The sequence below is a fragment of the Cryobacterium sp. Sr8 genome (assembly GCF_004403225.1).
GTDB classification, from domain to species: domain Bacteria; phylum Actinomycetota; class Actinomycetes; order Actinomycetales; family Microbacteriaceae; genus Cryobacterium; species Cryobacterium psychrotolerans.
Genome location: NZ_SOHO01000045.1, coordinates 16868 through 38324, shown reverse-complemented (window position 1 = coordinate 38324; position 21457 = coordinate 16868). Strand labels below are relative to the sequence as shown.

General features: G+C 65.6%; 19 protein-coding genes, 1 pseudogene and 1 riboswitch. Of the genes and pseudogenes, 8 read left to right on the top strand and 12 right to left on the bottom strand.

The window, feature by feature from the left end; all coding sequences use genetic code 11:
* A partial coding sequence (locus E3T54_RS10160; RefSeq protein ID WP_134475573.1) for an MFS transporter occupies positions 1-658 on the top strand: 658 nt, incomplete at its 5' end.
* A gap of 151 nt (positions 659-809) precedes the next feature.
* A pseudogene (locus tag E3T54_RS10155) lies at positions 810-1121 on the top strand (integrase core domain-containing protein); the annotation flags it as partial.
* A gap of 430 nt (positions 1122-1551) precedes the next feature.
* On the opposite strand, the gene E3T54_RS10150 reads toward E3T54_RS10155, so the two are convergent.
* The 9 genes from E3T54_RS10150 to E3T54_RS10110 all read right to left on the bottom strand — a co-directional run bounded on the left by E3T54_RS10150 (position 1552) and on the right by E3T54_RS10110 (position 11438).
* Positions 1552-2067, bottom strand: coding sequence for a hypothetical protein (locus tag E3T54_RS10150; protein WP_134475572.1), 516 nt, complete (start codon positions 2065-2067; stop codon positions 1552-1554).
* The gene (locus E3T54_RS10145; protein ID WP_166804890.1) at positions 2064-3740 is read right to left on the bottom strand and encodes a type IV secretory system conjugative DNA transfer family protein; all 1677 of its coding nucleotides are present in this window, start codon (positions 3738-3740) and stop codon (positions 2064-2066) included. Before E3T54_RS10145 ends, E3T54_RS10150 begins: the two co-directional genes overlap by 4 nt.
* Positions 3741-3784: 44 nt before the next feature.
* Entirely contained in the window at positions 3785-5215 is a 1431-nt protein-coding gene (locus E3T54_RS10140) for an AAA family ATPase (protein WP_241977164.1), read from the bottom strand.
* On the bottom strand, positions 5212-6828 hold the full coding sequence (locus E3T54_RS10135; protein ID WP_134475570.1) for a hypothetical protein: 1617 nt from the start codon (positions 6826-6828) through the stop codon (positions 5212-5214). Before E3T54_RS10135 ends, E3T54_RS10140 begins: the two co-directional genes overlap by 4 nt.
* Positions 6828-8324, bottom strand: a complete 1497-nt coding sequence (locus tag E3T54_RS10130; RefSeq protein ID WP_134475569.1) for an SCO6880 family protein — start codon at positions 8322-8324, stop codon at positions 6828-6830. Before E3T54_RS10130 ends, E3T54_RS10135 begins: the two co-directional genes overlap by 1 nt.
* Positions 8325-8339: 15 nt before the next feature.
* Positions 8340-9356: a PT domain-containing protein gene (locus E3T54_RS10125; protein ID WP_134475568.1), complete on the bottom strand. Its 1017-nt coding sequence runs from the start codon at positions 9354-9356 to the stop codon at positions 8340-8342.
* Between the two features lie 379 nt (positions 9357-9735).
* On the bottom strand, positions 9736-10038 hold the full coding sequence (locus E3T54_RS10120) for a hypothetical protein (RefSeq protein ID WP_134475567.1): 303 nt from the start codon (positions 10036-10038) through the stop codon (positions 9736-9738).
* A 24-nt stretch (positions 10039-10062) separates the two neighbouring features.
* Positions 10063-10668, bottom strand: coding sequence for a M23 family metallopeptidase (locus tag E3T54_RS10115; RefSeq protein ID WP_134475566.1), 606 nt, complete (start codon positions 10666-10668; stop codon positions 10063-10065).
* A 2-nt stretch (positions 10669-10670) separates the two neighbouring features.
* Positions 10671-11438, bottom strand: a complete 768-nt coding sequence (locus E3T54_RS10110; protein ID WP_134475565.1) for a hypothetical protein — start codon at positions 11436-11438, stop codon at positions 10671-10673.
* A 197-nt stretch (positions 11439-11635) separates the two neighbouring features.
* On the opposite strand from E3T54_RS10110, the gene E3T54_RS17335 reads away from it, so the two are divergent.
* Entirely contained in the window at positions 11636-12022 is a 387-nt protein-coding gene (locus tag E3T54_RS17335) for a helix-turn-helix transcriptional regulator (RefSeq protein ID WP_134475564.1), read from the top strand.
* 538 nt (positions 12023-12560) lie between these two features.
* Complete coding sequence (locus tag E3T54_RS10100; protein ID WP_241977163.1) at positions 12561-14396, top strand: hypothetical protein; 1836 nt, start codon at positions 12561-12563, stop codon at positions 14394-14396.
* A 762-nt stretch (positions 14397-15158) separates the two neighbouring features.
* A riboswitch (cyclic di-GMP riboswitch) is annotated at positions 15159-15232 on the top strand.
* A 479-nt stretch (positions 15233-15711) separates the two neighbouring features.
* Here E3T54_RS10100 and E3T54_RS10095 read toward each other — a convergent pair.
* The gene (locus tag E3T54_RS10095) at positions 15712-16053 is read right to left on the bottom strand and encodes a hypothetical protein (RefSeq protein WP_134475562.1); all 342 of its coding nucleotides are present in this window, start codon (positions 16051-16053) and stop codon (positions 15712-15714) included.
* Between the two features lie 562 nt (positions 16054-16615).
* On the opposite strand from E3T54_RS10095, the gene E3T54_RS10090 reads away from it, so the two are divergent.
* Positions 16616-17584 carry a DNA-processing protein DprA gene (locus E3T54_RS10090; RefSeq protein ID WP_134475561.1) on the top strand — a complete coding sequence of 323 codons (969 nt, stop codon included), beginning with the start codon at positions 16616-16618 and terminating at the stop codon, positions 17582-17584.
* Positions 17585-17729: 145 nt separating this feature from the next.
* Complete coding sequence (locus E3T54_RS10085; protein ID WP_134475560.1) at positions 17730-18014, top strand: hypothetical protein; 285 nt, start codon at positions 17730-17732, stop codon at positions 18012-18014.
* 105 nt (positions 18015-18119) lie between these two features.
* On the opposite strand, the gene E3T54_RS10080 is transcribed toward E3T54_RS10085, so the two are convergent.
* Together E3T54_RS10080 and E3T54_RS10075 are read right to left on the bottom strand one after the other, a co-directional pair.
* Positions 18120-19181 (bottom strand): hypothetical protein, encoded by a 1062-nt coding sequence (locus E3T54_RS10080; RefSeq protein ID WP_174844412.1) that lies wholly within the window; start codon positions 19179-19181, stop codon positions 18120-18122.
* Between the two features lie 228 nt (positions 19182-19409).
* A complete protein-coding gene (locus E3T54_RS10075) occupies positions 19410-19697 on the bottom strand; it encodes a hypothetical protein (protein ID WP_134475559.1) in 288 nt (95 codons plus the stop codon).
* A 17-nt stretch (positions 19698-19714) separates the two neighbouring features.
* Here E3T54_RS10075 and E3T54_RS10070 point away from each other — a divergent pair, with 17 nt between their 5' ends.
* Together E3T54_RS10070 and E3T54_RS17705 are read left to right on the top strand one after the other, a co-directional pair.
* Positions 19715-20638 (top strand): ParA family protein, encoded by a 924-nt coding sequence (locus E3T54_RS10070; RefSeq protein WP_134475558.1) that lies wholly within the window; start codon positions 19715-19717, stop codon positions 20636-20638.
* Positions 20635-21048: a hypothetical protein gene (locus E3T54_RS17705; RefSeq protein ID WP_166804888.1), complete on the top strand. Its 414-nt coding sequence runs from the start codon at positions 20635-20637 to the stop codon at positions 21046-21048. The genes E3T54_RS10070 and E3T54_RS17705 overlap by 4 nt, the downstream gene beginning before the upstream one ends.
* Positions 21049-21457: the final 409 nt, after the last annotated feature.

Genomic DNA, 21457 nt, shown 5'->3' with positions numbered 1-21457 from the left:
CCGGCTCACTCGGGGGGTGCGCGTGTTCTGGCGCACCCCGCCGCTCCGGGCGCTGCTGGCGATGAACCTCGTCGTCGCCGCGTCCACCGCGATGGTGATCGTCAACACCGTCATCCTCGTGCAGAACAGCCTCGGACGCAGCCAGGTCGACTTCGCGATTACCCTCGCCTGCTACGGATTGGGCTCCATGATCGTCGCCCTCGCCCTGCCGCGGGTGCTGGATCGGTTTCCAGATCGGCGCGTGATGCTGATCGGATGCGCCATCCTCCCGGTCGGGCTCGTCGCCGTCGCGGTGCTGGTACTGGCTCCGGACTCGCCGCTGGCCTGGCCCGGCGTGCTCACGGTCTGGTTCGTCCTCGGCGCCGCGACGGCGCTGATCCTCACGCCGTCGGCCCGGCTCCTGCGACGCTACTCCGACGACACCAACCGACCCGCGGTCTTCGCCGCACAGTTTTCGCTGTCCCACGCCTGCTTCATCATCACCTACCCGCTCGCCGGCATCCTCGGCGCGACGCTCGGACTCGCCCAGACCGCCCTCATCCTGGCGGCCATCGCCGTGCTCGCCGGGATCGTCGCCGTCCGGTCGTGGAAAACACCGGCGTCGACGAAGCCTGAGGAGGCTCTCGCTTCACCAACCTCGACCGGCCGCCGACTCTAGCAAACCGCCGCCGCCCGGTGTGAGCGGAGTGCACCGGAGAGCGTCATGCCGGCAAATCGGACTCAAATACGAAGCCGGATCCGGGACGGCCTGGTTGATTGCCGCGCTCCTCGCACTGGAGTTCCTAGACCGGCCGCTATACGGCATCATCCATCCGGCCGAGTCCGCGGTCCTCGCCGCGGAGATGATGACCGAAACCTTCGGCATCCATGGCACCCCGCAGGTCGTCCACGCCGACCGGGGCACGTCGATGACGAGCAAGACCGTCGCCGCGCTGCTCTCGGATCTGGAAGTCACCAAGTCGCACTCCCGGCCCCGGGTCAGCAACGACAACCCGTACTCGGAGGCGTGGTTCAAGACGCTCAAATTCGCCCCCGCGTTTCCGGAACGCTTCGGCAGCCTCGGCGACGCCCGCCGCTTCATGAACACCTTCGTAGAGGGTTACAACCACAACCACAGCCACCGGCACCCGACGGGTCGGGAGCGCCACGATTTGTCTGTCACGTGGGCCTCCACCGGATCCCGCGGGCGCAGTGGCGTGGAGTCCTGGAACCTCTCCTTCGAGCCATGGATGAGGCCAACTTTGTCCCTGTGTCGACTTTCCCGTGGGGCGACGAGCTGTTCATCGGGGAGCAGCCCGCCGCTATCAACATCAGTTCGAAGTTCAATCTTGGGGCCCCGGGCTGGGGAATGACGGCCAATTTGGTCGGCGTGGATTCCTGGACCGCGGTGGCACTCTGCGCGGGCGACACTGCATTAGCTCAGCTGCACCCTGAAGCCGGGGATGCCGGGTGGTGGATCGCTGGGGTGGAGGCCCGGACGGGATATCGCGGGCCGTACCAGGCGATTCAGCTCGAGCGTGCGGACGAGCGCGGCGACGGCGGAGCTTGAGATCAAGCGTTCATATCGATGTATCGCAGGTATGCGTCGGTCACGGTGAAAATCGCGGGGCCGGCGTGGGGTTCGCGGTGTTCGCTGCGGTCGCGGCATCCGGCCAGGCCGGCGCGGAGCTTGAGAGAGTCGAGGGTGGGCCAGAGTGCGCGTTGGTGCCAGTCCACGAGCGCTGAGGAGGCTTTGGCGGAGCGGGTGTCGTACGCAGCCCGGTGCGACACCATGAGCGCGGTGAGCTCTTCGACAGCGATGGCGTGTCGGTACCAGCAAGCCGGGAGCCTGTAGCTGGGGTCAGCCAGGTTGGTGAGATAGCGGCCGTCGAGCCAGCTGACGAACTTGCCGAGCTCGTCCCAAAGCTTGACGGCTTGATCGTGGTCGAGCGCTTCCCAGTAGTAGGGCCCTCCTGCGGCCCGGAGTTCGTACATGTCAAAGAGGTCGGGCAGGATCGTTTCGACGTTGAGGAGGCGAGCGTCGAGTCCTTCGATACTCATCGGATCAAGATCATCGGCGTCGCTCATGCGGTGATTCCCTCGAGCCCCAGCGACCATTCCTGGGACTGGTGCAGTTGGTCGGCGTCGGGGCGTTTCCACCAGGGGGTGAGTTGCACGATGGCTTCTTTCTCGCGGTAGAGCAGGAGAGCGTTGCCCTCGGGGATCTTGCGGATGTCTTCGACCTTCATCCGGCGCTCTTCCCGCTCACTGGTCGACGTGGAGGTGGTGCCCTGGCCGGCCCCGTTTCGCTGCAGGGATTTGCTGGTTTGGGTGACCTGGTGGGTGCCGATGAGTCGGGAGATCTTTTCGAGGAAGGTTTCGTCGGCGAGGCCGCCGAAGATGATCTTCGCGGCCGATGATTCAAAGATTGTGGTGGCCGCTTCGGGCCCCCATTTGCCGACGAGTTGGGACATGGATTGGGCGAAGATCCAGGTGTGGAGGCCGCGGCCGCCGCCGTCGCTCATCAGGTTCGGAAGTTGCGGGAGCGGGGACACGTTGGCGACCTCATCGAGGACCAGTGTCATCGCTGTGGGGAGCCGACCACTGGTCGTGTGCTGGGACACGGTCTTCGCTTCCTCGATGATCGCGGACACCAGGGCGGTGATGATGGGCGCGGTCGAGGACTCGCGGGAGTCATCGACCAGGCAGTAGACCGTGTCGGTGGAGAGTACGAAGTCCCGCGCCCGGAACGAGGCCACGGGCTCGCCGCCATCCGCCGGGGCGGCCGGGCAGAGCAGGTCGAGCACGCGCGCGTCGGTGAGGGACGCGGTGATCCGGGAGAGGGTGGTTTTGGTGTTGCCGATGGTTTCCGGGGCGTCTTCTCGGCACCACTGGTCGAGTTCGCGCGCCCAGATCGCCCCGTTGGGTGAGAGGTCGCGAAGAATGGCGGAGGGTTCGTGGTCGTTGAAGTCTTGCGCCCACCGGACGACGTCGCGCATGTTCCCTCCGGGGATGAGCGCTGCCGCGTGGAGGAGGGAGCGGAGGATGATCTTCACGCCTTCGACGAAGTGCGCCGAGTCCTTCATCCCCGCGGACCCGGCCGGGCGGGCGTTGACGATCGCTGCGGCACGGGACTGGGCGGCGTCGGGGTTCTCGCAGCCGGCGACCATGTCCCAGCGGGCCTTGTCCGGCCACCGGGTGATGCCGTCGAAGTCGAACACGAACACCTGCCCGAGATCGCTGCGTTTCTTCACCGTGACCCGGAACACGTCGGCCTTTGTGGATGTGGCGACGACGGCGCCGGCCGCGTCGACGATGCGCCCGATCGCCAGGTAGGCACTCTTTCCCGCACGGGGCGGGGCGATCGTGCAGGAGGTGTCCTCTTCCCGGATCGTGACGGGCTTCCCATCCAGGTGCGCGAACGGGACGACCGCGGCGACCCCGTGCCCGGTGACCCGCTTCCGGAGCTCCGCCCCGGTGGACAGGTCAGCGCTCCGGGAGCTCTTCCGGCGGTCCCAGAGGATGAACGAGCCGCCCAGCGTCACGGCGACCAGGACCACCCAGAAACCCAGCCAGATGCCGAGCATTTTCGGGTCGGGCGGGGTGAGGCCGCGCCGGGTGAAGCCGGCGTCGTTGCCCGTCATTGTCATGACTGCCGCCTGGAGGGTCTGGTCCAGGCGCAGCACGTCGACACCGGTCCCGGCGCAGAGGAACGCCAGGTGCAGGGCGAGCACCACGGCCAGGATCAGGCCGAGGAGCAACCAAGGGGGTTGGTTCTGCTGCGGTTGGCGCGGGGCAGCCATGGTTAGAGGCCGTCGGCGACGGCCGCGCCGGCGGCGAGCCACGCGTTCTGGGTCGCGGTGCTCACGGAGTCGTACCGGAGCGCCCCACCGTGGAGGGCCCGGTCGAACGGGATCGTCACAGCGGCCCGGGCGATACCGGAGAAGCCGTCGGCGATCCGTTGCGCTTCGGCCAAGGTGCCGTTTCGTTCGGACTGCAAGACAACAACAACCGCGTTCCGGGCCAACGCGGCCGAGTACTCGTCGCGTTCGTGCAGCGCTTCCAGCAGGAGGGCGCCGGATTCGGCGGACTCCCCCAGCGCCGTGGTCGCCACGACGAGCTGATCGGTGTGGTCGATCATCCGCAGCCATCTTGGTGCGGACTCGTCGTTGCCGGAGTCGAAGAACACCAGGCGGAAGTACTTAGCGGCAACCGAGTGGAGGGCGTCGAAGTCGTCCTGGGTGATCCGCTGCTTGGTCGCGAGCAGTTCCGGGTTTGAGCGGAGCACGTCGTACTTGTCGCCGGTCTGGTGGTGCACGTACCGGGCCAGGTCGGAGATCTGCGCACCCGAAGAGAGCAGCTGGCCGGTGGCGGGGAGCAGGTCCTGCACGGTGGCGTCGTGGGGGCCTTTCTCGGTGCGCCAGCCCAGGGTGCCGCGGGTGTCGTTGTTGTCCCAGGCGAGGACGCCGGCGCCGCCGTGCCGGGCGAACACGGCCGTGAGCATCGCCGTGGTGAGGGTTTTACCGACCCCGCCTTTGCCGTTGACGACGGAGATCTTGCGTGGGCCTGGCCAGTGCTGGCTGACGGCTTGAACGTGCCCGCGCCGCCCAAGTTCCGCCTCAGATGCCGGGACTTGGAGGCCGGTGGTGCGGGCGAGGACGCCGCGCCACCCGTTGGCGGCCGCGGGCTCACGCCGCTCATCGACAATGAAGGACGCACGCAGGGCCCCAGGCACTGCAGGCTCCTCCCCCGCTGCCGACGCGTCTTCCGCATCGGCCTGAGGCTCCGAAACTGGGGGCTGCTCTGATCGCCTCGCCCGCTTCGAGGGCTCGGTGGGCTCCGTCGACGTCGAGTGCGTTGGCAGAGGAGTCACCGTGGCTACCGGTGGCGCCTCGATCGGTGCGGCGTGCGTCAGTGTCGGGTCGCTGGGTGCGGTGTGCGCGTCCGCGGGCGCCGCCGCCACCGGGTCGGCGGCGGTGGCGGGGTCAGGGTCGTGGAGTTCGCCGTCGGCGCCGGCGATGAGCCTCCACTGGCCGTCTTGGTCGTGGACGGTTAAGTGCACGTTGCTGCCGAGGCCGCTGGCGAGCTTCATGACCCGGCTCATGATTTTCTTGCGCACGTCGACGTAGGTGTCGGCGGTGAGCGTTTCCTGGTTGCCGAGGACGCTGAGCTCGGCGCTGTTGCCGGTGACAACGGCGCGCACTTCATGGCGGGGAACGGATGTTTTGAGGCTCATTCGGGGTGTCCTGTCTGTTCTGCAAACTGCGTGGGTTCGCCGGTCGGCCAGAGCCGATCCAGCATCGATTCATCGAAAACGGGTTCGTCCGGTTCCGACACGAACTGGGGGAAGCGTTGGTCGTCGGCGGAGCCGGCTTCGACGGCGTCGTCGGTTTTGAAGAGGCCCTGTTCCCACTGGGTTGAGGTGGCGAACGCGTCGACGATGTAGGAGAACCGACCCACGTAGGCGAGGAACACCCCGGACTGGAGCGTCATCGCCAGGCGGGCGTGCGCCGGCGAGAGCTTCAGGCGACTGATGAGGTTGCTTTCTTCCTGCGTGTTCTGGCGGAAGATGAACTTGTTCTCCATGTCCCCGGCGATCGAATACGCGAGGGTGCGTTCCTTGGAGCCCTCTTCGCCGACGGCGTCGAAGTCGCTCATCTTGTGCAGGATGACGATGTTGGACACCCCGTAGTGGCGGGAGAGTTTCAGCCACTGCTGGTAGGTCCGAAGGGCCTGTTCGGTGGCCATGTCCCGCCACCCTTCCTCGCGGACGAGGTAGCGGGTGCGTTTGGCGGAGCGGTCCGAGATGACGGCCTGAATCCAGGACGAGGTGCAGATCTGGGTGAGCTGAGCTGCCAGCTCGCTGCGGTCAAACAACGCCGACGTGTCAACGACAACCATGGGCGCGTCCGGGTCGAACGCGACCGTGCTCTCCCCCTCAAACAAACCCTGCAGGTCCCCGGCAACGAAACGCTCCAGGACGTGCCGGGCCCGTTCCCCGTTGCTCTCCATTTCCGGCCGGTACCCCGGCGCATCGGAGTCCGGGGACACGAGCGCCTGCCACACGTGGGTGATGGTCGGCCGGTCGTCAGTGATCCGGATGGCGTGCTCGAGGGCCCAGTTGATGGCGGTGTGTTCCATCGGAGACAGTTTCGCCTGACCCTGGATGGTGGCCTCGATGACACTGGTCAGGGTCGCCCGGCGGCGGCCCTGGACCATGATCTCGTCGACGTCGTCCGAGACGCCCGTCAACCGGGGTCCGCGGTCGAGCGGGTTCAGCCGGGCGGTGGTGTTCTCCCCGCCAAGAGCAATGACCTGACCGCCAACGGCTTCGGCCACGACCACCCACTCCCCCTTGGAGTCGGAGGGGACAACGACCTGGTGCCCGAACGCCAAGGAGCGGGTGCAGAGCTGCTTGATGGTGCCGGATTTGCCCGACCGGTACGCGCCGATGACGAGGATATTCGTCGACAGGGCAGCCTTCGCGGTCGTGTTCATGTACAAATCCCACGGGGAGAAATGCCAGAGCACGTCCGCGTTCAAGTCCACGCCGAGGAGGGGCCCTTCATGGCCGAGCCCGTCGTCGGCGACGAACGGGTAGATGCCGGCGAGGTTGTGGCTCGTGGCCTGGTGCGGCGGCTGCGCCACCTGCAACCAGTTCCAGTACTCCCCCGTCGACACCCCCGGGCCGAGCGGCCCGGCCGCCGGCGCCGGAAAACGACTGTCACCATCGGCCGTGCCCGTGTCGTCGGTGGATCGGCGCAGCTGGTCGACTTGGCGGCGCAGCTCGGCGCGCTTGGCGCGGGAGAGCCTCCCGGGTGGGGTGACGTTGAAGACTTCCTTGGCCATTACTTCATCCCCTGTCCGAGCGGGAGAGCGTTGACCATGAGCGCTTCGGCTTGCTGGCAGTACAGGATCTGCGGTTCCATGCCGGCCCGGGTGAGCGCGTTGCGCATCCCGGCCAGGGACGAGTTCAGCTTCTCCTCACTCGTCGCCGACACCGTCAGGTAGGCGCCGTACCGGTACTCGCCCTCCCCCGCGACGATGCTCTGCTCCTGATCGATCAGCGCATCCCAGTCGGCGTTATCGGCCGCACTGTCCTGCTGGTTGCGTTTGGCTTTCACCCGCTGGTTGGTGCGCCAGGTGCGCTTCTCATCGTCGATGCGCTTGAGCGCAGACCGAGTCTTCACCGGCGTGAGCACGAGCGAGAAGATGTGGGTGACGGCTTCACCGGAGTTCGGGTGCCGGGCGAACACCAACGGCTCGATGAACCCGACGTGAGTTTCCGTGCGCGGCCATTCATGGATCCACATCGTCGAGTGCCAACCCGAATCAGAACGGACAATGCCGTTCTTGCCCTGGGGCTCGTCGAGCGCCATCGGCCCGATCGCCGCCAGGTCAACGCCCGCGTCCTCGTGGAGGCGGCTCTGGGTGGCAGAGAGGTACTCCGGGTCAAACGCCGTCCGGCCAAGCGCCGCCCACTCCCGGACGCTCAGCCACTTCCGCACGTCGAACCTGGCCGAACGGAGGGCGTCGGTGACATTGGCGGTCTCGATCCGGGCCAACGCGAGAATGCCGGCCTTGCCGCCGCCGAGGTTCTTGATCTGCCCCTGAAGCTTGAGCAGGTCAAAGGTCAAGGTCACATAGTTCTTGTGCGAGACCGCGAAGGACTCGGACTGGTCAAGCACATCGCCGTAGTTGCGGGCGACCGCCGAGTCCGGGTCAAGGCCCCGGCGGGTGAGAGTTTCCGCGTAGAACTGGCGGGCCGGAAGAATCGTCGTGGGCACCGTTCGTTCCTGCAGAGAGACGCGGGTGATGCCGTCGCGCTGGGTGAACCCGGCCAGCACCTGGCCCCAATTCCGGGCCAGCTCGTTGCGTTCGGGCATTTCGAGCATCAGGAACCCCTGCACCTCAAGCTCCGCGGTGATCGAGATCGTCTTGGAGAACGGATTGTAGGCCACGGCCTGCCCATCCGTGTCCCACACCTGAATACTGGCGAGCCGCCCGGGCAGGTTCAGGGTGCCAGCGATCTGCGGCCGCTCCGGCCGGAACCGGGTCGTCGTGCCGCCAAGGGCGCGGCGCACGTGCAAGGACAGCCACTGCGCCGCGATCCGAGGAAAGGCGACCCCGTGGTGCTGGGCGAGGCCCGCGATCGCCAGCGGCAACCAGATAGGCATCGACGCGAAGAACGCCGGGAACCCCCACCGGTTGATCGAGATGACCGCGATTCCCGCGGACACGGCCAGGGTGGTGAGGTTCCACATGTCCAAGCCGGCGATGATGCCCTGCGTGCTCTTGCGTGCCAAACGAATCGGGCGATCAGCCATCGACGTGTGAGTGCTCATGCGTGATCCTTTGGTCTACCTGGTCGTAGGCGCCGCGGACGGCTGCGCCTTGGGCTGCGCGCCCTGCTGCGCGGTGTTCTGCCCGGTGGATTGAGCGGTCGGTGTGCGGGTGGCGGTATTTCGCGCCGGGCCTGACGGGGCGCGCGGGCCTGGCCCGCCCGACGAGGCGGGTGTGCGTCGACGTACCGCCGCCGTCCGGCTCGCGACAGCCGAACTGAGGCTTCTAGCCGCCCGGCTGCCGCCCTGTTTTGCAGTTGACCCGCCGCGGGAGGCGATGTTATCGATCGCGGAGGTCGCACCCTGACCGACGAAGGAGAACAGCCCGAACACGGCGACCGGGGCGAAGGCGATCATGATCATCCCAAGCCCCAAGGGGAGGGCCTGGATGCTCCACATACTGTCGACTTCGGCGAAGCCCTTGAGGACGAGCATCAGGAACCCGAGCGTGAGCGGGGTGGTCAGGATCAGGGCGATCACGGCGGAGAACCAACGGATGACCCAATGCACGCCGATCTTCATCGGGAACAGCATGAACGCCACCGGCCCCAACGCGACCAGCGCCGCGAGGGCGAGGTTACGGAAACTGAACACGAACACGAGGACTACGACGCCGACCACGAGCAACGTCAAGACCAACTGGGCAAGCCAGATGTTGCCCAGGCCGCCACCATAAATGATGTTCTCGACCGTCCGGTAAAGGCCCTCCCCATTGCCGCCCCGCGTGAGCAACGGGTCGACGAGCTGATCGACCACATTCACGATGCTCCCCACTAACCACAGGGACGCGGCTGAGAGGGGGACGGCCAAGAAGAACCGGATGATGGCCGCGGTCAGCTCACCGCTGTCGCGCGACCACAAAGCCGTCATGATGGCCACGATCCCAGCGATCAGGATGACGATCAGGACCACCCAGCTCCACCACGCCCACTCACTGACCGCAGCCGTCCACAGGTAGGAGTCGGTGTTGAACGAGGTATTCTCGATCACCCAGGCGATGCCGCCCGTGATCACGGATGCGATGCCGCGAGCCATCGACTCCGTGGCGGTGCACACGGCGTCGACCGGACCGCACCCATATTCCAGCTTGAGCTCTTTTCCGCCCGTGTCCGTCAGGGCGCCAACATTGTCATCCGAAAGCGTGCATACGGTGACGCTGCGGCCCTCGTACGGTACTTCTTTGAAGCAGCGTTCGGGTTTGCTGTCCGCAGCGTTCTCCGGGGAGCAGGAGATACGTGCAGTGCTTCCGGTGCAGTTGATCGGGAATGCGGGTCCGCTCCACGGCTCGCCCTCGATCGCTGCGACCGACGACGTTGAGGGGTGGGGTGTTGCTGCGTGTGCGGGGGTCGCTCCGGTGGCGCTCAGCGTTCCCGTGAGCACGAGGGCAGCGGCAACGCCGAGGAGCCAGCGCATGTTAGAAACCGAAGTCGAAACCGACAGCGAACGCGAAGATCGCGTTGACCGCGCCGAGGCCCGCGCCCACAGCGAGGATCTTCAGGATCCACTCCCCCGCCCAGGACTGGTACCGCTCCGAGCCGCCTCCCTTGGTCACGACACCGACGAACGCGATGATCAGCATGATCAGGGTGAGGATGAGTGCTCCGGCCAGAATGAACGAGCCGATGCTGGTGAGTCCGGAAATGAAGGGCGCGTTCCAGTCGGGGCTGATGTCTGGGACATCGACCGCGGTTGGGAGTGTCCAGGTGGTGTGCTGCAAGGGGGTGCCTTTCACTTGGTGCGATTAGAGAGTGATTCCGTGGGCTTGCAGGAATGGGACCGGGTTGATCCGTTCCCCGTTCAGGCGAGTTTCAAAGTGGAGGTGGCAACCCGTGGACATGCCGGTGGTGCCTTCTCGGGCGATCACGGTGCCGGCCTGGACGGTGTCGCCGGGCGAGACTGTTGCGCTTCCCAGGGCCAGGTGCGCGTAGAGGGTTTGCACGGCGCCGGGGTGGTCGATCATGATTCGGAACCCGTAGGAGCCTTCTTCGCCGACCTTCGCGATCGTTCCAGAACTGGTGGCATAGACCGGCGCATTGCATCCGCTGCCCATATCCATGCCCCAGTGCAGGGTGGAGCAATAGGCGCAGGGAGCAGCACGGGGACCGAAGTCGTCGGTGATCGTGTAGCCGGTCACGGGCAGAGCCCAATCCCCGCTGATGACCGGACTCGCCGATGCGGAATCCGTGGGGAGAGTCCCGCCGGATCCCAGCGCGATGGCGAAGACAACGGGCAGGGAGAGCATCGTTCCCAATGTGGCGAACATGACCAGTACCACTGCGAGTGCCAGCTGGAGGATGCGCTTTGGCCCGATCGCTTTGACGGCTGCAACAGCGGCGGGCGCAGCCATGGCTACTTTCTCGTTTCGGGGAAGAACCGGATGAGTTTGCAGTCAGCTGGGGTCTGACCGGAACTCTCGACGGGCGCCGTGTTACCGCACAGAACTTGCACGCTGACTGCGTATCGCTCCTGGTAGCTAACGTCGCCGCGTCCCGTGTAGGTCGCAAGGATATTGGTCGTGACGAGGTGGTAGCCGTCCGTCATGAGCGCGTCGAGGGAACCTGGTTGGGGGCTGAGGTGGTCGTAGTCGACAAGAACTTTGCCGTCGACTTTCGCCGTCACCGCGATGTCATTGCTGGCTTGTGCGTCCCAGTCGGTTTCCGGCACGATCACGCGCCGGTTGAGCTCTTCGAGCTTGCCCGCGAGGGCATCCTTCCGGTCTGCCTCGAGGTCATAGCGGGGATCAAGGGTGTGCCAGGTGCTGAGCTCGTCGAGGAACTGCTTGCGAGTCGCCAGCGTCGTGTTGTATGTGGACCCTGCGATCGCTGCCGCTGTTCCGTAGGCCTTCGCATCTGTGGTGATCGGCTCGGGCAGCCAGCCAAACTTGGTCACCGCCGGGTCGACGACCGAGCCGGGGTCCGCCGCCGGGTCCGCGCTGGGTGACGTGGTGCCAGCGGTTGAGGTTGGCCGTGACCCTTCACTGTCCTTGGGGACAGAGATGATCGCCCCAACGAGCCCAACAATACTCACCAGCACGACGACGCCGGCAGCGCTTGCCCAAGCGATTTTGCGCGTTCTGCGCTGGCTGTCTGTGAGTGCCGCACGTTCTCGCCTGGCCATGTCATGCCTCCCGGTAGGGGCGGGCAGCACCGAGCGACAACGAGACACTCCCCCGAGGCCGCTGACCGCTCCCGCTCTTGTGGTCATGCGTGTGGGTTCGTGTAACCCGTTCAGGGGTACTGTAGTCGCTGCCAGCGACACCCCGGGTTCGAGGAGTAGCGCGATACCCATTTGGGTCATGGTCCCCACCTCCAAACATGACCCTAACATTAAGTGTTAGTGTTGGCCATCGATGCAATCGGTTACGGCAGAATGAGGGGATGCCCCGCTATGCGTCCCCTGCAGAACCTCTGCCGCTCACGGCGACGAGAGCGATGATGGTGTTTGGCGTGAACCCAATTCGGGGAGCGATCGTCCGCCTACTCTCTCGTCATCCAGAAGGGATGACCTCAGGTGCGATGCATAGAGAGCTCAACGCCACCTACCAGACCGTGTTCCGCCATCTGCAGGAGCTGGAGGCCGCGGGTGTCGTCACCTCGGACGCGGGCGAAAAGCGGCAGGGTCAGCGCGTCATCTACGTCGCCGACAGCGATGCGGTTCGAGCGGCCCTGGCCGGCTACGAAAGCTACCTGCTCGGGGATTAAACCAACACGCCGCGGAAGGTATGTATTAATATCCTCCCCCTCTGCCACCCTTACTGGCATGGCGATGGAACCAGGACGTACACGGCGGAGAGTCAACGCTCCGACCGTGCTACTGCAGGTGCGCGTTGACCCTGAGATATTTGCTCTCGTCAATGAGGCAGCCGCTGCCAGCGGAGCAGCCAAAGCGCTCTACATGCAAACGTTGCTCCATGACCTCGCTGAGAGAGCCGGAAGATTGCCAATCCTCGACATTGGCCGCCCCCAGCTAGAGGAGCTGCCTATACCAGCCGCTTAAAAGAAAGAGCCCGCCGCTTTCGCGACGGGCCTTTGCAAGTTTCGTAGCTCAAACCCTCTCAGCTTCCCGGCACGAGGTAAGAGCTAATCCAGATCAACGGCCCTCACGGGAGGTTTCTCTATGTCACAGAGCATAGCGCATGTGACGCTTGCTGCACCTGAATTTGTGTGCGGCGTGTCCACTGATGTGTGGACCCCTTGGGAATTGACGCGCCGGATAAGTCCGCGTGCTGAGGTGCGTGTCATGGTGGTGGAGGCCGATGGGCGTCTGCACATGAATCAGTACCCCCGTTTGTACCGTCTCGGGCCTGCCGCACCGACGACGCCGTGGTGTGTCCGCCTGGCCGATGACGACCAGGTGTTTCGGCTGTTGTGCTTCGACTTTGATGCCAAAGACGGCGACGATGCCGTGGAGCGCGCTGTCGATGACTGCGACGCCCTGTCGGGCATCCTGCACGCGAATTCGATCGCGCATGTGGTCTGCCAGTCATCTTCTGGTGGCGGCCGACACCTGTGGGTCGGTCTCCGCGGGGGCGCACCGGCAGCGGTTGTGGCCGGGGTTGCGCAGGCCGCGCACGCCACGTACCGGAGCCTGGACCATGGCATGCTCCTGAACCCGCGCGAAGGCGCAGCCCGCCCGCCCGGGGCCCCGCACCGCGACGGCAGCACCTCGATCGTTCTGAGCGGCCGCGTCGAGTCGCTCACGGAGCCCACGACGACGACTGAGGATCTGAGCCGGCTCGCTGAGGCGCTGCGTGAGCGTGCGCCGGCGGCCCGGCCGGAGCATTCCCGCCCGTCGGGGCCACTGGACGCGTCCCACCGCGCCCACCGTGGGCTCAGCCGGTGGGGTGAGGGCCACATGGCCACTGTGGGAGGCGGCGACAACCCGTCCTGGACCGGTTTCATGTGCCTCTTGGCCGCTGCTAGTGCCGGGTGGAGCGTCCGCGACGTCGAGCGGGCCGCACAGACTGCCCCGGGTATGGAGCACTACCGGACGAAGAACAGCGGTCGCGGCACCCGTCGGCCGCGCAGCACCGCGGAGGGCGCCGAGCGCCTCGAGCGGCAGTGGGCCAAGGCCCAGCAATACGCCGCCCTCCAGCAGTCCCTGCCGGGCGCGCGGGAGCCGGCCGACCTGGCGGAGCTGAACGCGATCGTCACGGACGTGGACGACATCCTGCACCGGCTCCGGGTGAGCCCCGGCCGGTGGGGCCAGACCGAGGCCGCCATCTCCCAGCGCAGCATCCTCACCGCCCTGGCCTACCTCACCCTACAGACCGGCAAACGCGTCGTCGCCGCCTCAATCCGGGATCTGGGCCTGATGGTGGGCCTGGGCCGGACGACCGCGGCTGACGCGCTCCACGCGCTCCAGGCGGCCGGATTCATCGACCGGGTTCACGGCCCCGATGGGGTGAACGCCGCCGAATGGCGCGTGACCCCGAGGTTTTCCACAGGGTACGGATCAGTCCGGTCACAACCACTTAATAACCCCCGCCCCCCTGCCGAACTCTTCCTCCACAGAACCGTTCTCGTCCGCTTGATCGAGGACCAGCTCACCGACCAACTGCATGACCTGTTCACCCGGAAGGGGCTGGGCCACCTGGCTGGCCGGCTCTACGCGTTGCTGCGGGAGCATGCGTTTTTGACGATCGAGTCCGCGGCCCGGCTGCTGGGGGTCACTGTTCGGCATACCACCGTGATCTTCAGTCGTCTGCGTCGTTCGCGTCTGTTGGTGAGGCATGCGGAGGGGTGGGCGAGGGCGCGTCGGGATTTCCGTGACCAGGCGGCGCGACTCGTTAGGGTGGCTGGGACGTTGGTTGCACGGCAGAGGTCGTATCAGGCTGAGCGTGAGGTGTGGGCGTGGTGGTTGGCTGAACAGTCCACGATGAGCAGCAGCCCGAGGGATCGACCGAGGAGGGCTCACGTGTCGAGCCGGCCCCTGTTTGATGTCAGTGGCGCGGGTGAGCGGGTGTGGCCGCGGTACCCGCGCTCGGGTGATGGCCTGGCTAATCACCGTGAGGCGCGTTTCTACGTCGACGCGGGCGTGCTCTCCCCTACCAGCCGGTGGCAGTTGGCCGGGTGAGGCTTCTCTGGGCGTGAGGGACGTGGGCGCCACGACGTACTCCCGGAGGACAAGACCACAGATCCTGCTCCGAGGGTGAAGGTGGCGTGGTTTGGTGTTTCCCCGGCAGTGGATATCGCTGCTGGGGGGAGAGCTCCGTTTGGTCCTGGTCACAGGGCGCTTCGGCGAACGGATTAGCGGCTGGGGTCTGAGTAGTAATGGAACGGAAACGTGCGCTAAGGGGTGGGCGTACGGGTGAGGTAGCCGTAGATCGTTGATCGGGGACGGTGAGCAAGTTCGCGATTCTGCCGCCACAAGGTCATGTAAGCCACTCTTGATTGCCACACTCCGCCCGGGGGCTCTGTGACCCGGGCCCCGGTGGGGCCCCAGGCCCTGTTTGGGTGGGTGCGGTCATCGGTGGGCGTTCACTGGTCCGCTATTGTGAGTTGTTCCCCTGGTTTGCCTTGTCCTCCCTTGGCACGCCGGGGGATTTCTTGTGTGCCTGGCCGGGTTGTGCCTGGCCGGGCTTGTGGCATCCGGCGGCGTACCGGCTGAGTAGGAGTGCTGCGTGGACGCGGTTGAAGCCTCTTTGCGGCGCTGACGAACACACCTGCAGCTGGCTGTGAAGTAGCGGGCACAGGTGCTCCGCCTTTATCGATTCTGGGCTGAAAGGGGCTGGCAATTCTTCTTCGGGGCCCCTGTTTTGGGGCTCTCAGCTGATGCTGAGAAATGTTAGGTTCGGGCCAGGTGGTCAGCCGATCACTGGCGAGACGGTTCCTACGCCAATCGCAAGGGCACACCCATCGAGAGGCGGGGTCGCAAAGGCACGGGACCCTCAGGTCAGCCGGCCTACCGAATGGATAGGACGGCGCCAGAGGAGTTTCCCCTTCTTGGAGTCTGACCTAGGCGGTGGACCCGCCGGCGGCCAACGTCAATACGACGCACTCCCGAAGGACAAGACCACAGATCCTGCTCCGAGGGTGAAGGTGGCGTGGTTTGGTGTCTCCCCGGCAGTGGATATCGCTGCTGGTGGGAGAGCTCCGTTTGGTCCTGGTCACAGGGCGCTTCGGCGAACGGATTAGCGGCTTGTCAGGGGACATTCGGGTTGCCCCCTGACTCGGCAGTGCAGAGGGGGCCAATTCGGGTTTGGTCCCCTTTCGCATGCCCGGGTGTGGTTCACCAACTTATGCAGCGATGGATTCTTGTCCGGAAAAGTAGCAGCGAGATTGGGTTGATTGAGCGCCCCAGAACGGGGCGCCTGTCCCCCCCGCTCGGTTGGAGGTCGCTGCCGACCCACCAGCTGGTGGCAGTCCCGCTGGCAGGGATCTGTCCGGGTTTATGTGGTGGTGGCGATTTCGTGCCAGTCGGAATCGGTGATGGTTTCGTAATAGGCGAGTGGGTTGGGTTGGGTGAGGGTTTGGGTGCGGGCACGGAGGTAGGCGAGCGATGCGGCGGTGCATGCTGTTTCCCAGGGTGATTCCTCGGGGATACTGATGAGTTCACTCCGGGGGCCAACGACGAGTTTCACGGTCATTGGTTTTCCTGCGGTGTTCACCGCGGGGAGTTCGAGTGTTTCCGTGGTCTGGTTGCTTCCGAGTGCGGTGACCAGCGATAGGAGTGCATCTGCAACTGCGGTTGTGGTCAGGAATGACGCTCCGCTGTAGGAAATTCTTCTCATCGCAAAACCCTCTCGTTTCGGGTGTGTATGTGGGAGCCCCTTGCGCTGAGCAAACGTAGGATACCCCAAATTGCACCCGGGACCAATTCGGGTCAGGGTGACACCCGAATGTCCCCTGACCCCCTCCTCAGAACATGACGCGTCGAAACCCTGCTGACAAGTCGTCATTTTGACGGACACGACGACATCGTCGTCTACGTCAGAGTGAACCGTCCCAGTCGGACGGCTGAGCTGTGGTGGGCCTCGCGGCCACGGCGTGAGAATTGCCGGCCGTTGCTGGTGTGCTCTCGGAAGTGAATCGCCTGCCCGACAGGGGCCGGCTGAGGGGCCGGTCGCGTAGACGCGGTTGGAGCCGCTTCGCGGCCCTGTTTCTTGCCCGTTTTTTCCTTTCCGGCAGCCGATCGTAGTTCGCTCCCGGCCCTGCGTGCCCGGTTTCCCTGGCGCGGTCGCAAGCTCCCTTATTTCGCCCGGGAGACCAGGCACTTCGGGCCTTCCCGCTCTCAATCGATCTCTCTTGCCGGAAAGGCAAAAAACAAGTTGTTTGAGGGAGAGGAACCCCAGCATGAGCACCAGCACCGAGACCAGCACCGAGACCAGCACCGACACGATGACCGTGACCATCACCGAACTTGCCGCCGAGTACGGAGCGCCGATGAGCCTCGAGCGGGTCGCCCGGCTCGCGTGGACTCTGGTGTGTGAACCGGGGGATGTCACAGCGGGGGTGTTGATCGACGAACTCGGTGCCGTGGCCGCACTAGATTGGGTCGTGGGCGGAGGCGAAGAGAACCCGGACGTGGCCGTGTTGCGGGAGCGTGTGCTGCCCCGCGCCGACGGCGGCGAGCTGCGGCAGTTGCTCCGGGCTGTCACCGAGCACGGGTGCACCGTGTTGATCCCCTCCGACGCGGGCTGGCCGGCCGGGCTTCTGGACCTGGGCACTGCGGCGCCGTATGCGCTCTACGTTGCCGGGGATGCGAGCCTGCTCACCGTGGACGCCCCGCGGATCCTAGTCTCGGGGTGCCGGGCGGCAACCGGGTATGGCGAGCACGCCACCAGGGACATCACGGCCGGACTGGTGGCGCATGGCCACATCATCTTTGGGACCGGCAGTTACGGGATCGCGGGGATGGCGCACCGGGCGGCGTTGGCCAGCGGCGGGAAAACGGTGGTCGTCTCGGCGTCCGGGCTTGGCCGCACATTTCCGAGCGGTCACGACGCCCTCCTGGCTCGTATTGCTGAGGTGGGGGCGATTGTGTCGGAGTTGCCCCCGCACCGCTCCCCCACACGGTGGACCTTTATCCAGCGTGGCCGGCTCGCGGCTGCGCTGACGGATGCGGTGCTCGTGGTCGAGGCTGGGGTGCGGTCGGGGAGTTTGAACGAGGCCGCTCATGCGGGCGCGCTCGGCCGGCCGGTGGGCGCGGTGCCCGGGCCGATCACCAGTGTGACCAGTGACGGGTGTGTCCGGTTGATCCGGGAGTTCGGGGCAACCCTGATCAGCACTGCTGAGCACGCCGCGGAACTCACCCGCGGGTAGCCCCGGGGGCCGGGCGGCTGGAAGGTCGGCCGGAAGGCCGGCCGGTTCCCCTCACACTCCCCCGCCCGGCCGGCCATGATGGAAGTGCTTTCGGCGGAGCCGCTTCCTCGGTCTCACCGGGAACCGGTCGGTCGTCTCCGACGCGATGGGACGCGGGAACACCCTCGCCCACCACCTCCTGAGCATCGACTCCGAACACGGCTACCGCGCCGCCGACAAGATCGCCGCCCACGCCAAAACCAAACACCCGACCAAAGCTCTGCATGTGGCTCTGGCCGTCGTCCTGGGCGGGATCGAAGAGTCCACCAACCGCACCACCTGGTGCCACCCCGACACTCGCGCCGCAAGCTACCTGAGCCTGCTCGCCGACTGGGGATACACCCTCTCGCCCGTCGAGCAGCTCGTCACCAACCACACTCCCACCACCTAGCCCGGGCCGGGCGCACGGACACCACACCGCGCCCCTCGCGCTCCCCCGGTCAGGGTAACTAGAGGTTCGTGCGGGATCGGCGGCCCAGCGAGTCTGTGCCGAGGTCTATGACTTGGAAGCGGGCTTTCCGGGTGCCACCTTCGCGGCGGTGGCGGGTTGGGCTTCGGCCTTGTCGGCGCGGCTGCGCTGCTCGCGCGCGTCCTGCCGGGCTTCGGTCAGTTCCGTACGGATCTGCTCGAGCTGCTGGTCCTGGCTGGTGCGCAGGTCAGCCACGCGCTGATCGCCGTGCGCCCGCTCCCGCTCAGCGTCAGCCCGGGCGCCGTCCCGTTCCACGGTCACGGTGTCCACGGTGCCGCGCAGCGCACTGATCTCCTCGCGGAGACCCTCACGCTCCGTGCGGAGCTGGTCCAGCTGCTCCCGCACGAGGACCAGGTCGGCCTCGGCACGCTTGGCCCGGTCCGCCTCCTCGTCAGCGCGAGCGACCGCGCCCCGCGCACGCTCGTCCGCTTCCGCCCGGGCCGCGACAGCGGCTTCCGCCCGCACCGTTGCGTCGGCGCGAGCCTGCTCAGTCTCGGCCAGGCGCGCCTGCGTGGCGGCCAGCTGCTCGCGCAGCCCGGTCAGCTCAGCCTGGGCCTGACGGTCCCGGGTCTCCCCCGCCGTCCGGGTCTCGGACAGCTCTAGGGTGACCTGGTCCAGAGCCTGGCCCTGCAGGTCCAGCTTTTCCCCCAGCTCGGTGAGGGTTGCCTGCTGCTGTTCGGCCAGCTCGGATGCCTCGACAGCGGCCGCGTCGGCCTCGACCCGCTCGGCCTCTGCCTGCCGCTGGGCCTTCTCCGCCCGGCTCGCCCGTGCGGACGCTGAGGCGACCTGCTCGGCGGCTTCGCTCGTCACGGATTCAATCTGCGCCTCGGCCGCGTCGGGGTCGCCAACGGTGCGCAGCTCCTCGACCAGGGCATTCAGCTGGACGCCGAGGTGCTCGACCATGCCCGCGACCTGGCCGCGAATCTCGCTCGCACGGTGGCGCGCAGCATCGACCGGACGCTTCTCGTCCTCGACGCTTCGCGCCGGCTTCGCGCTCAGCCGGCGACGGGCACGCCATGCCGCGGCGCGGTTGTGCCCCTCGTCCTCGCAGTACTCGGGCGGCCGCCCAGTCCCAGCGTCCGCGGCCACAGCCGGGCGCTCACATCCTGGAAACCGGCACGTACGCTGCTCCGTCTGCTGCACCACATCACTCATAACGTCACACTAACATAACTAAACACGAAAGACGTAACGAAACATGACCTCGGATTCGTCGCGCTCGTCGGATGGCTTCTGCTGGACCTTCCGTCAGTCCCTCCCCGGACTTTCCGCCTTGAAGCAAGCGCGCGCGAACGCTCTCCCGCTCCCCCTGTCTACTCATCGCCGGTCGAGAGAGTTGCCGGTATTGATGGCATTACCTGTATTACTGCTATTACAGGGAATGGCGCTATTGCTGGTATTGCTGGTATTGCCGCTATTGCCGCTATTGCTGGTATTGCTGGTATTGCTGGTATTGCTGGTATTGCCGCTATTGCCGCTATTGAGGGTATTGATGGTAATATGGGTATTACGGTCAATAACAGTAAAAGCAGTAACGTCGGCAAAAGCAGTATTACGGCTTATGCCAGTAATGACGGCATTAGCTGTAATGTCGCTATTGACCACTAGAGAAACGAGAACGCATGCCTCCGGCACTCAATCGCACCGCGTTGGATCGGGTCATCGCCGTCATCAACGGCAAGGGCGGCGTCCTCAAGACCACACTCACGGCCAACATCGGCGGGATGCTGGCAAACAACGGGTACCGCGTTCTGCTGGTGGATCTCGATCCCCAGGGCAATCTCGCCGAAGACCTCGGATACACCGACGACGACCGGGACGACACGGGCCGAGCGCTCGCGCAAGCACTCATGTTCGGCGGGGGAGCGGCACCCATCCGAGAAGTCCGACCCAACCTCGACGTCTTCGCCGGAGGACCAGCCCTCGACCAGGCCACTGCCGGTCTTGCGGCCAAAGCCAACAAAGACCCTGACGGGGCCAAGCTTGCCGTCGCACATCTCCTCGAGCCCATTGCCGGCGACTACGACATGATCCTGATCGACTGCCCTCCCGGCGACGAAACCCTGCAGACAGCCGCCGTCGCTGCCGCTAGATGGGCACTCGTGCCCGTCAAGAGCGACAAATCAAGTCGCAAGGGACTCGGCGCCGTCGCAGCACGACTTGATGCCGTTATCGGTGTGAACCCGACGCTCGACCTCCTAGGTGTTGTCCTGGTCGATGTGGGAACCTCCGCCCACGTTGTCCAACGTGAAGCGCGCGAACACATCGCTGAGCTCTTCAACGCCGACAAAAACGTCGTCTTCACCTCCACCGTCCGCCACAGCGAGGCGACCGCCCAAGCGACGCGAGAACGCGGCCTCCTGGTACATGAACTCGATGCACAGGTCCGAAAAGGCCCGAAGTGGTACGAAATCCGGCGAGGCGACGCTCAGGCACAAACACTGGCACCACGCACGGCGTCGTCGGTAGCCGATGACCTTCAGGCCATCACGCAGGAGGTCGTGGCCCGAATCACAGCCGCCGAGAAGCAGGAGGCCCTCGCATGAGCGACGACACGCCCAACCGCCAGATCGGCGGGCTCACGCCTCGGGCCAAGACTCAGGATCTGAGTCGGCTTCAAGCCCGAAATCGAACCGAACCCAAGCCAGAGGCCGTTCAACCGTCCGAACCTGTGTCGGTTGATACGGTCAAGCCTTCTCGGGCACCATCACGGAGGTCCACAACAGTGGTCGTGCACTCGACCGCGAGGATGACCACCTACTTGTCGGCCACGACGCGTGATCGAGCGAGAGCCACATACCGGGCAACGAGTCACCTCGAAGGCGACAAGAGCTGGTCCGACTTCGTAGAGCGAGCGATTCTGGCAGAGGTTGAACGGCGTGAACTCACACACAACGCAGGGGAGCGGTACGAGGGCGACAGCTCGCCGTTACCTGTCGGACGGCCACTTGGCTGAGCGTTGACCAAGACGCCGGCAGAATTCGCCGAAGCCCGAACAAGCGGGCGAGTACTGTGGCCGACATGGACGACGACCTTGGTGTGCCGAACTGCGAACGATGCTTGGTCTCTATGGTGATCGAGGGCACCGATGAAGGACCGTTCTGGTGCTGTCCGGAGTGCGGTTTCGTTCGGCTCGTTTGACGCGCAGTAACCCTCTCCCGAACTCCCGCTCTCACACTCGATTTCTCTTGCACTGGTTCGACGTCGCCGCTGGAGGCAAAGAGAATCGGCGCGACGGAAAGAAGAGTGAATGATCGACCGGAACGCTGCTCCCCGCTGGCGCTGGATCTCGGGCGAGCCTACGGATTGGGGACGGTGTTTCAGCTGGGCGATTGCCTGTCGTGACACTACGCATTCCATCGTCG

What these genes read in the sequence shown, in the direction of transcription:
- E3T54_RS10135 (WP_134475570.1), bottom strand. Translation starts at nt 6,828, where the DNA reads ATGGCCAAGGAAGTCTTCAACGTCACCCCACCCGGGAGGCTCTCCCGC.
- E3T54_RS10070 (WP_134475558.1), top strand. Translation starts at nt 19,715, where the DNA reads ATGCCTCCGGCACTCAATCGCACCGCGTTGGATCGGGTCATCGCCGTC.
- E3T54_RS10125 (WP_134475568.1), bottom strand. Translation starts at nt 9,356, where the DNA reads ATGGCTCGCGGCATCGCATCCGTGATCACGGGCGGCATCGCCTGGGTG.
- E3T54_RS10090 (WP_134475561.1), top strand. Translation starts at nt 16,616, where the DNA reads ATGAGCACCAGCACCGAGACCAGCACCGAGACCAGCACCGACACGATG.
- E3T54_RS17335 (WP_134475564.1), top strand. Translation starts at nt 11,636, where the DNA reads ATGACCCTAACATTAAGTGTTAGTGTTGGCCATCGATGCAATCGGTTA.
- E3T54_RS10115 (WP_134475566.1), bottom strand. Translation starts at nt 10,668, where the DNA reads ATGGCTGCGCCCGCCGCTGTTGCAGCCGTCAAAGCGATCGGGCCAAAG.
- E3T54_RS10085 (WP_134475560.1), top strand. Translation starts at nt 17,730, where the DNA reads ATGGGACGCGGGAACACCCTCGCCCACCACCTCCTGAGCATCGACTCC.
- E3T54_RS10150 (WP_134475572.1), bottom strand. Translation starts at nt 2,067, where the DNA reads ATGAGCGACGCCGATGATCTTGATCCGATGAGTATCGAAGGACTCGAC.
- E3T54_RS10140 (WP_241977164.1), bottom strand. Translation starts at nt 5,215, where the DNA reads ATGAGCCTCAAAACATCCGTTCCCCGCCATGAAGTGCGCGCCGTTGTC.
- E3T54_RS10110 (WP_134475565.1), bottom strand. Translation starts at nt 11,438, where the DNA reads ATGGCCAGGCGAGAACGTGCGGCACTCACAGACAGCCAGCGCAGAACG.
- E3T54_RS10095 (WP_134475562.1), bottom strand. Translation starts at nt 16,053, where the DNA reads ATGAGAAGAATTTCCTACAGCGGAGCGTCATTCCTGACCACAACCGCA.
- E3T54_RS10100 (WP_241977163.1), top strand. Translation starts at nt 12,561, where the DNA reads ATGGTGGTGGAGGCCGATGGGCGTCTGCACATGAATCAGTACCCCCGT.
- E3T54_RS10130 (WP_134475569.1), bottom strand. Translation starts at nt 8,324, where the DNA reads ATGAGCACTCACACGTCGATGGCTGATCGCCCGATTCGTTTGGCACGC.
- E3T54_RS17705 (WP_166804888.1), top strand. Translation starts at nt 20,635, where the DNA reads ATGAGCGACGACACGCCCAACCGCCAGATCGGCGGGCTCACGCCTCGG.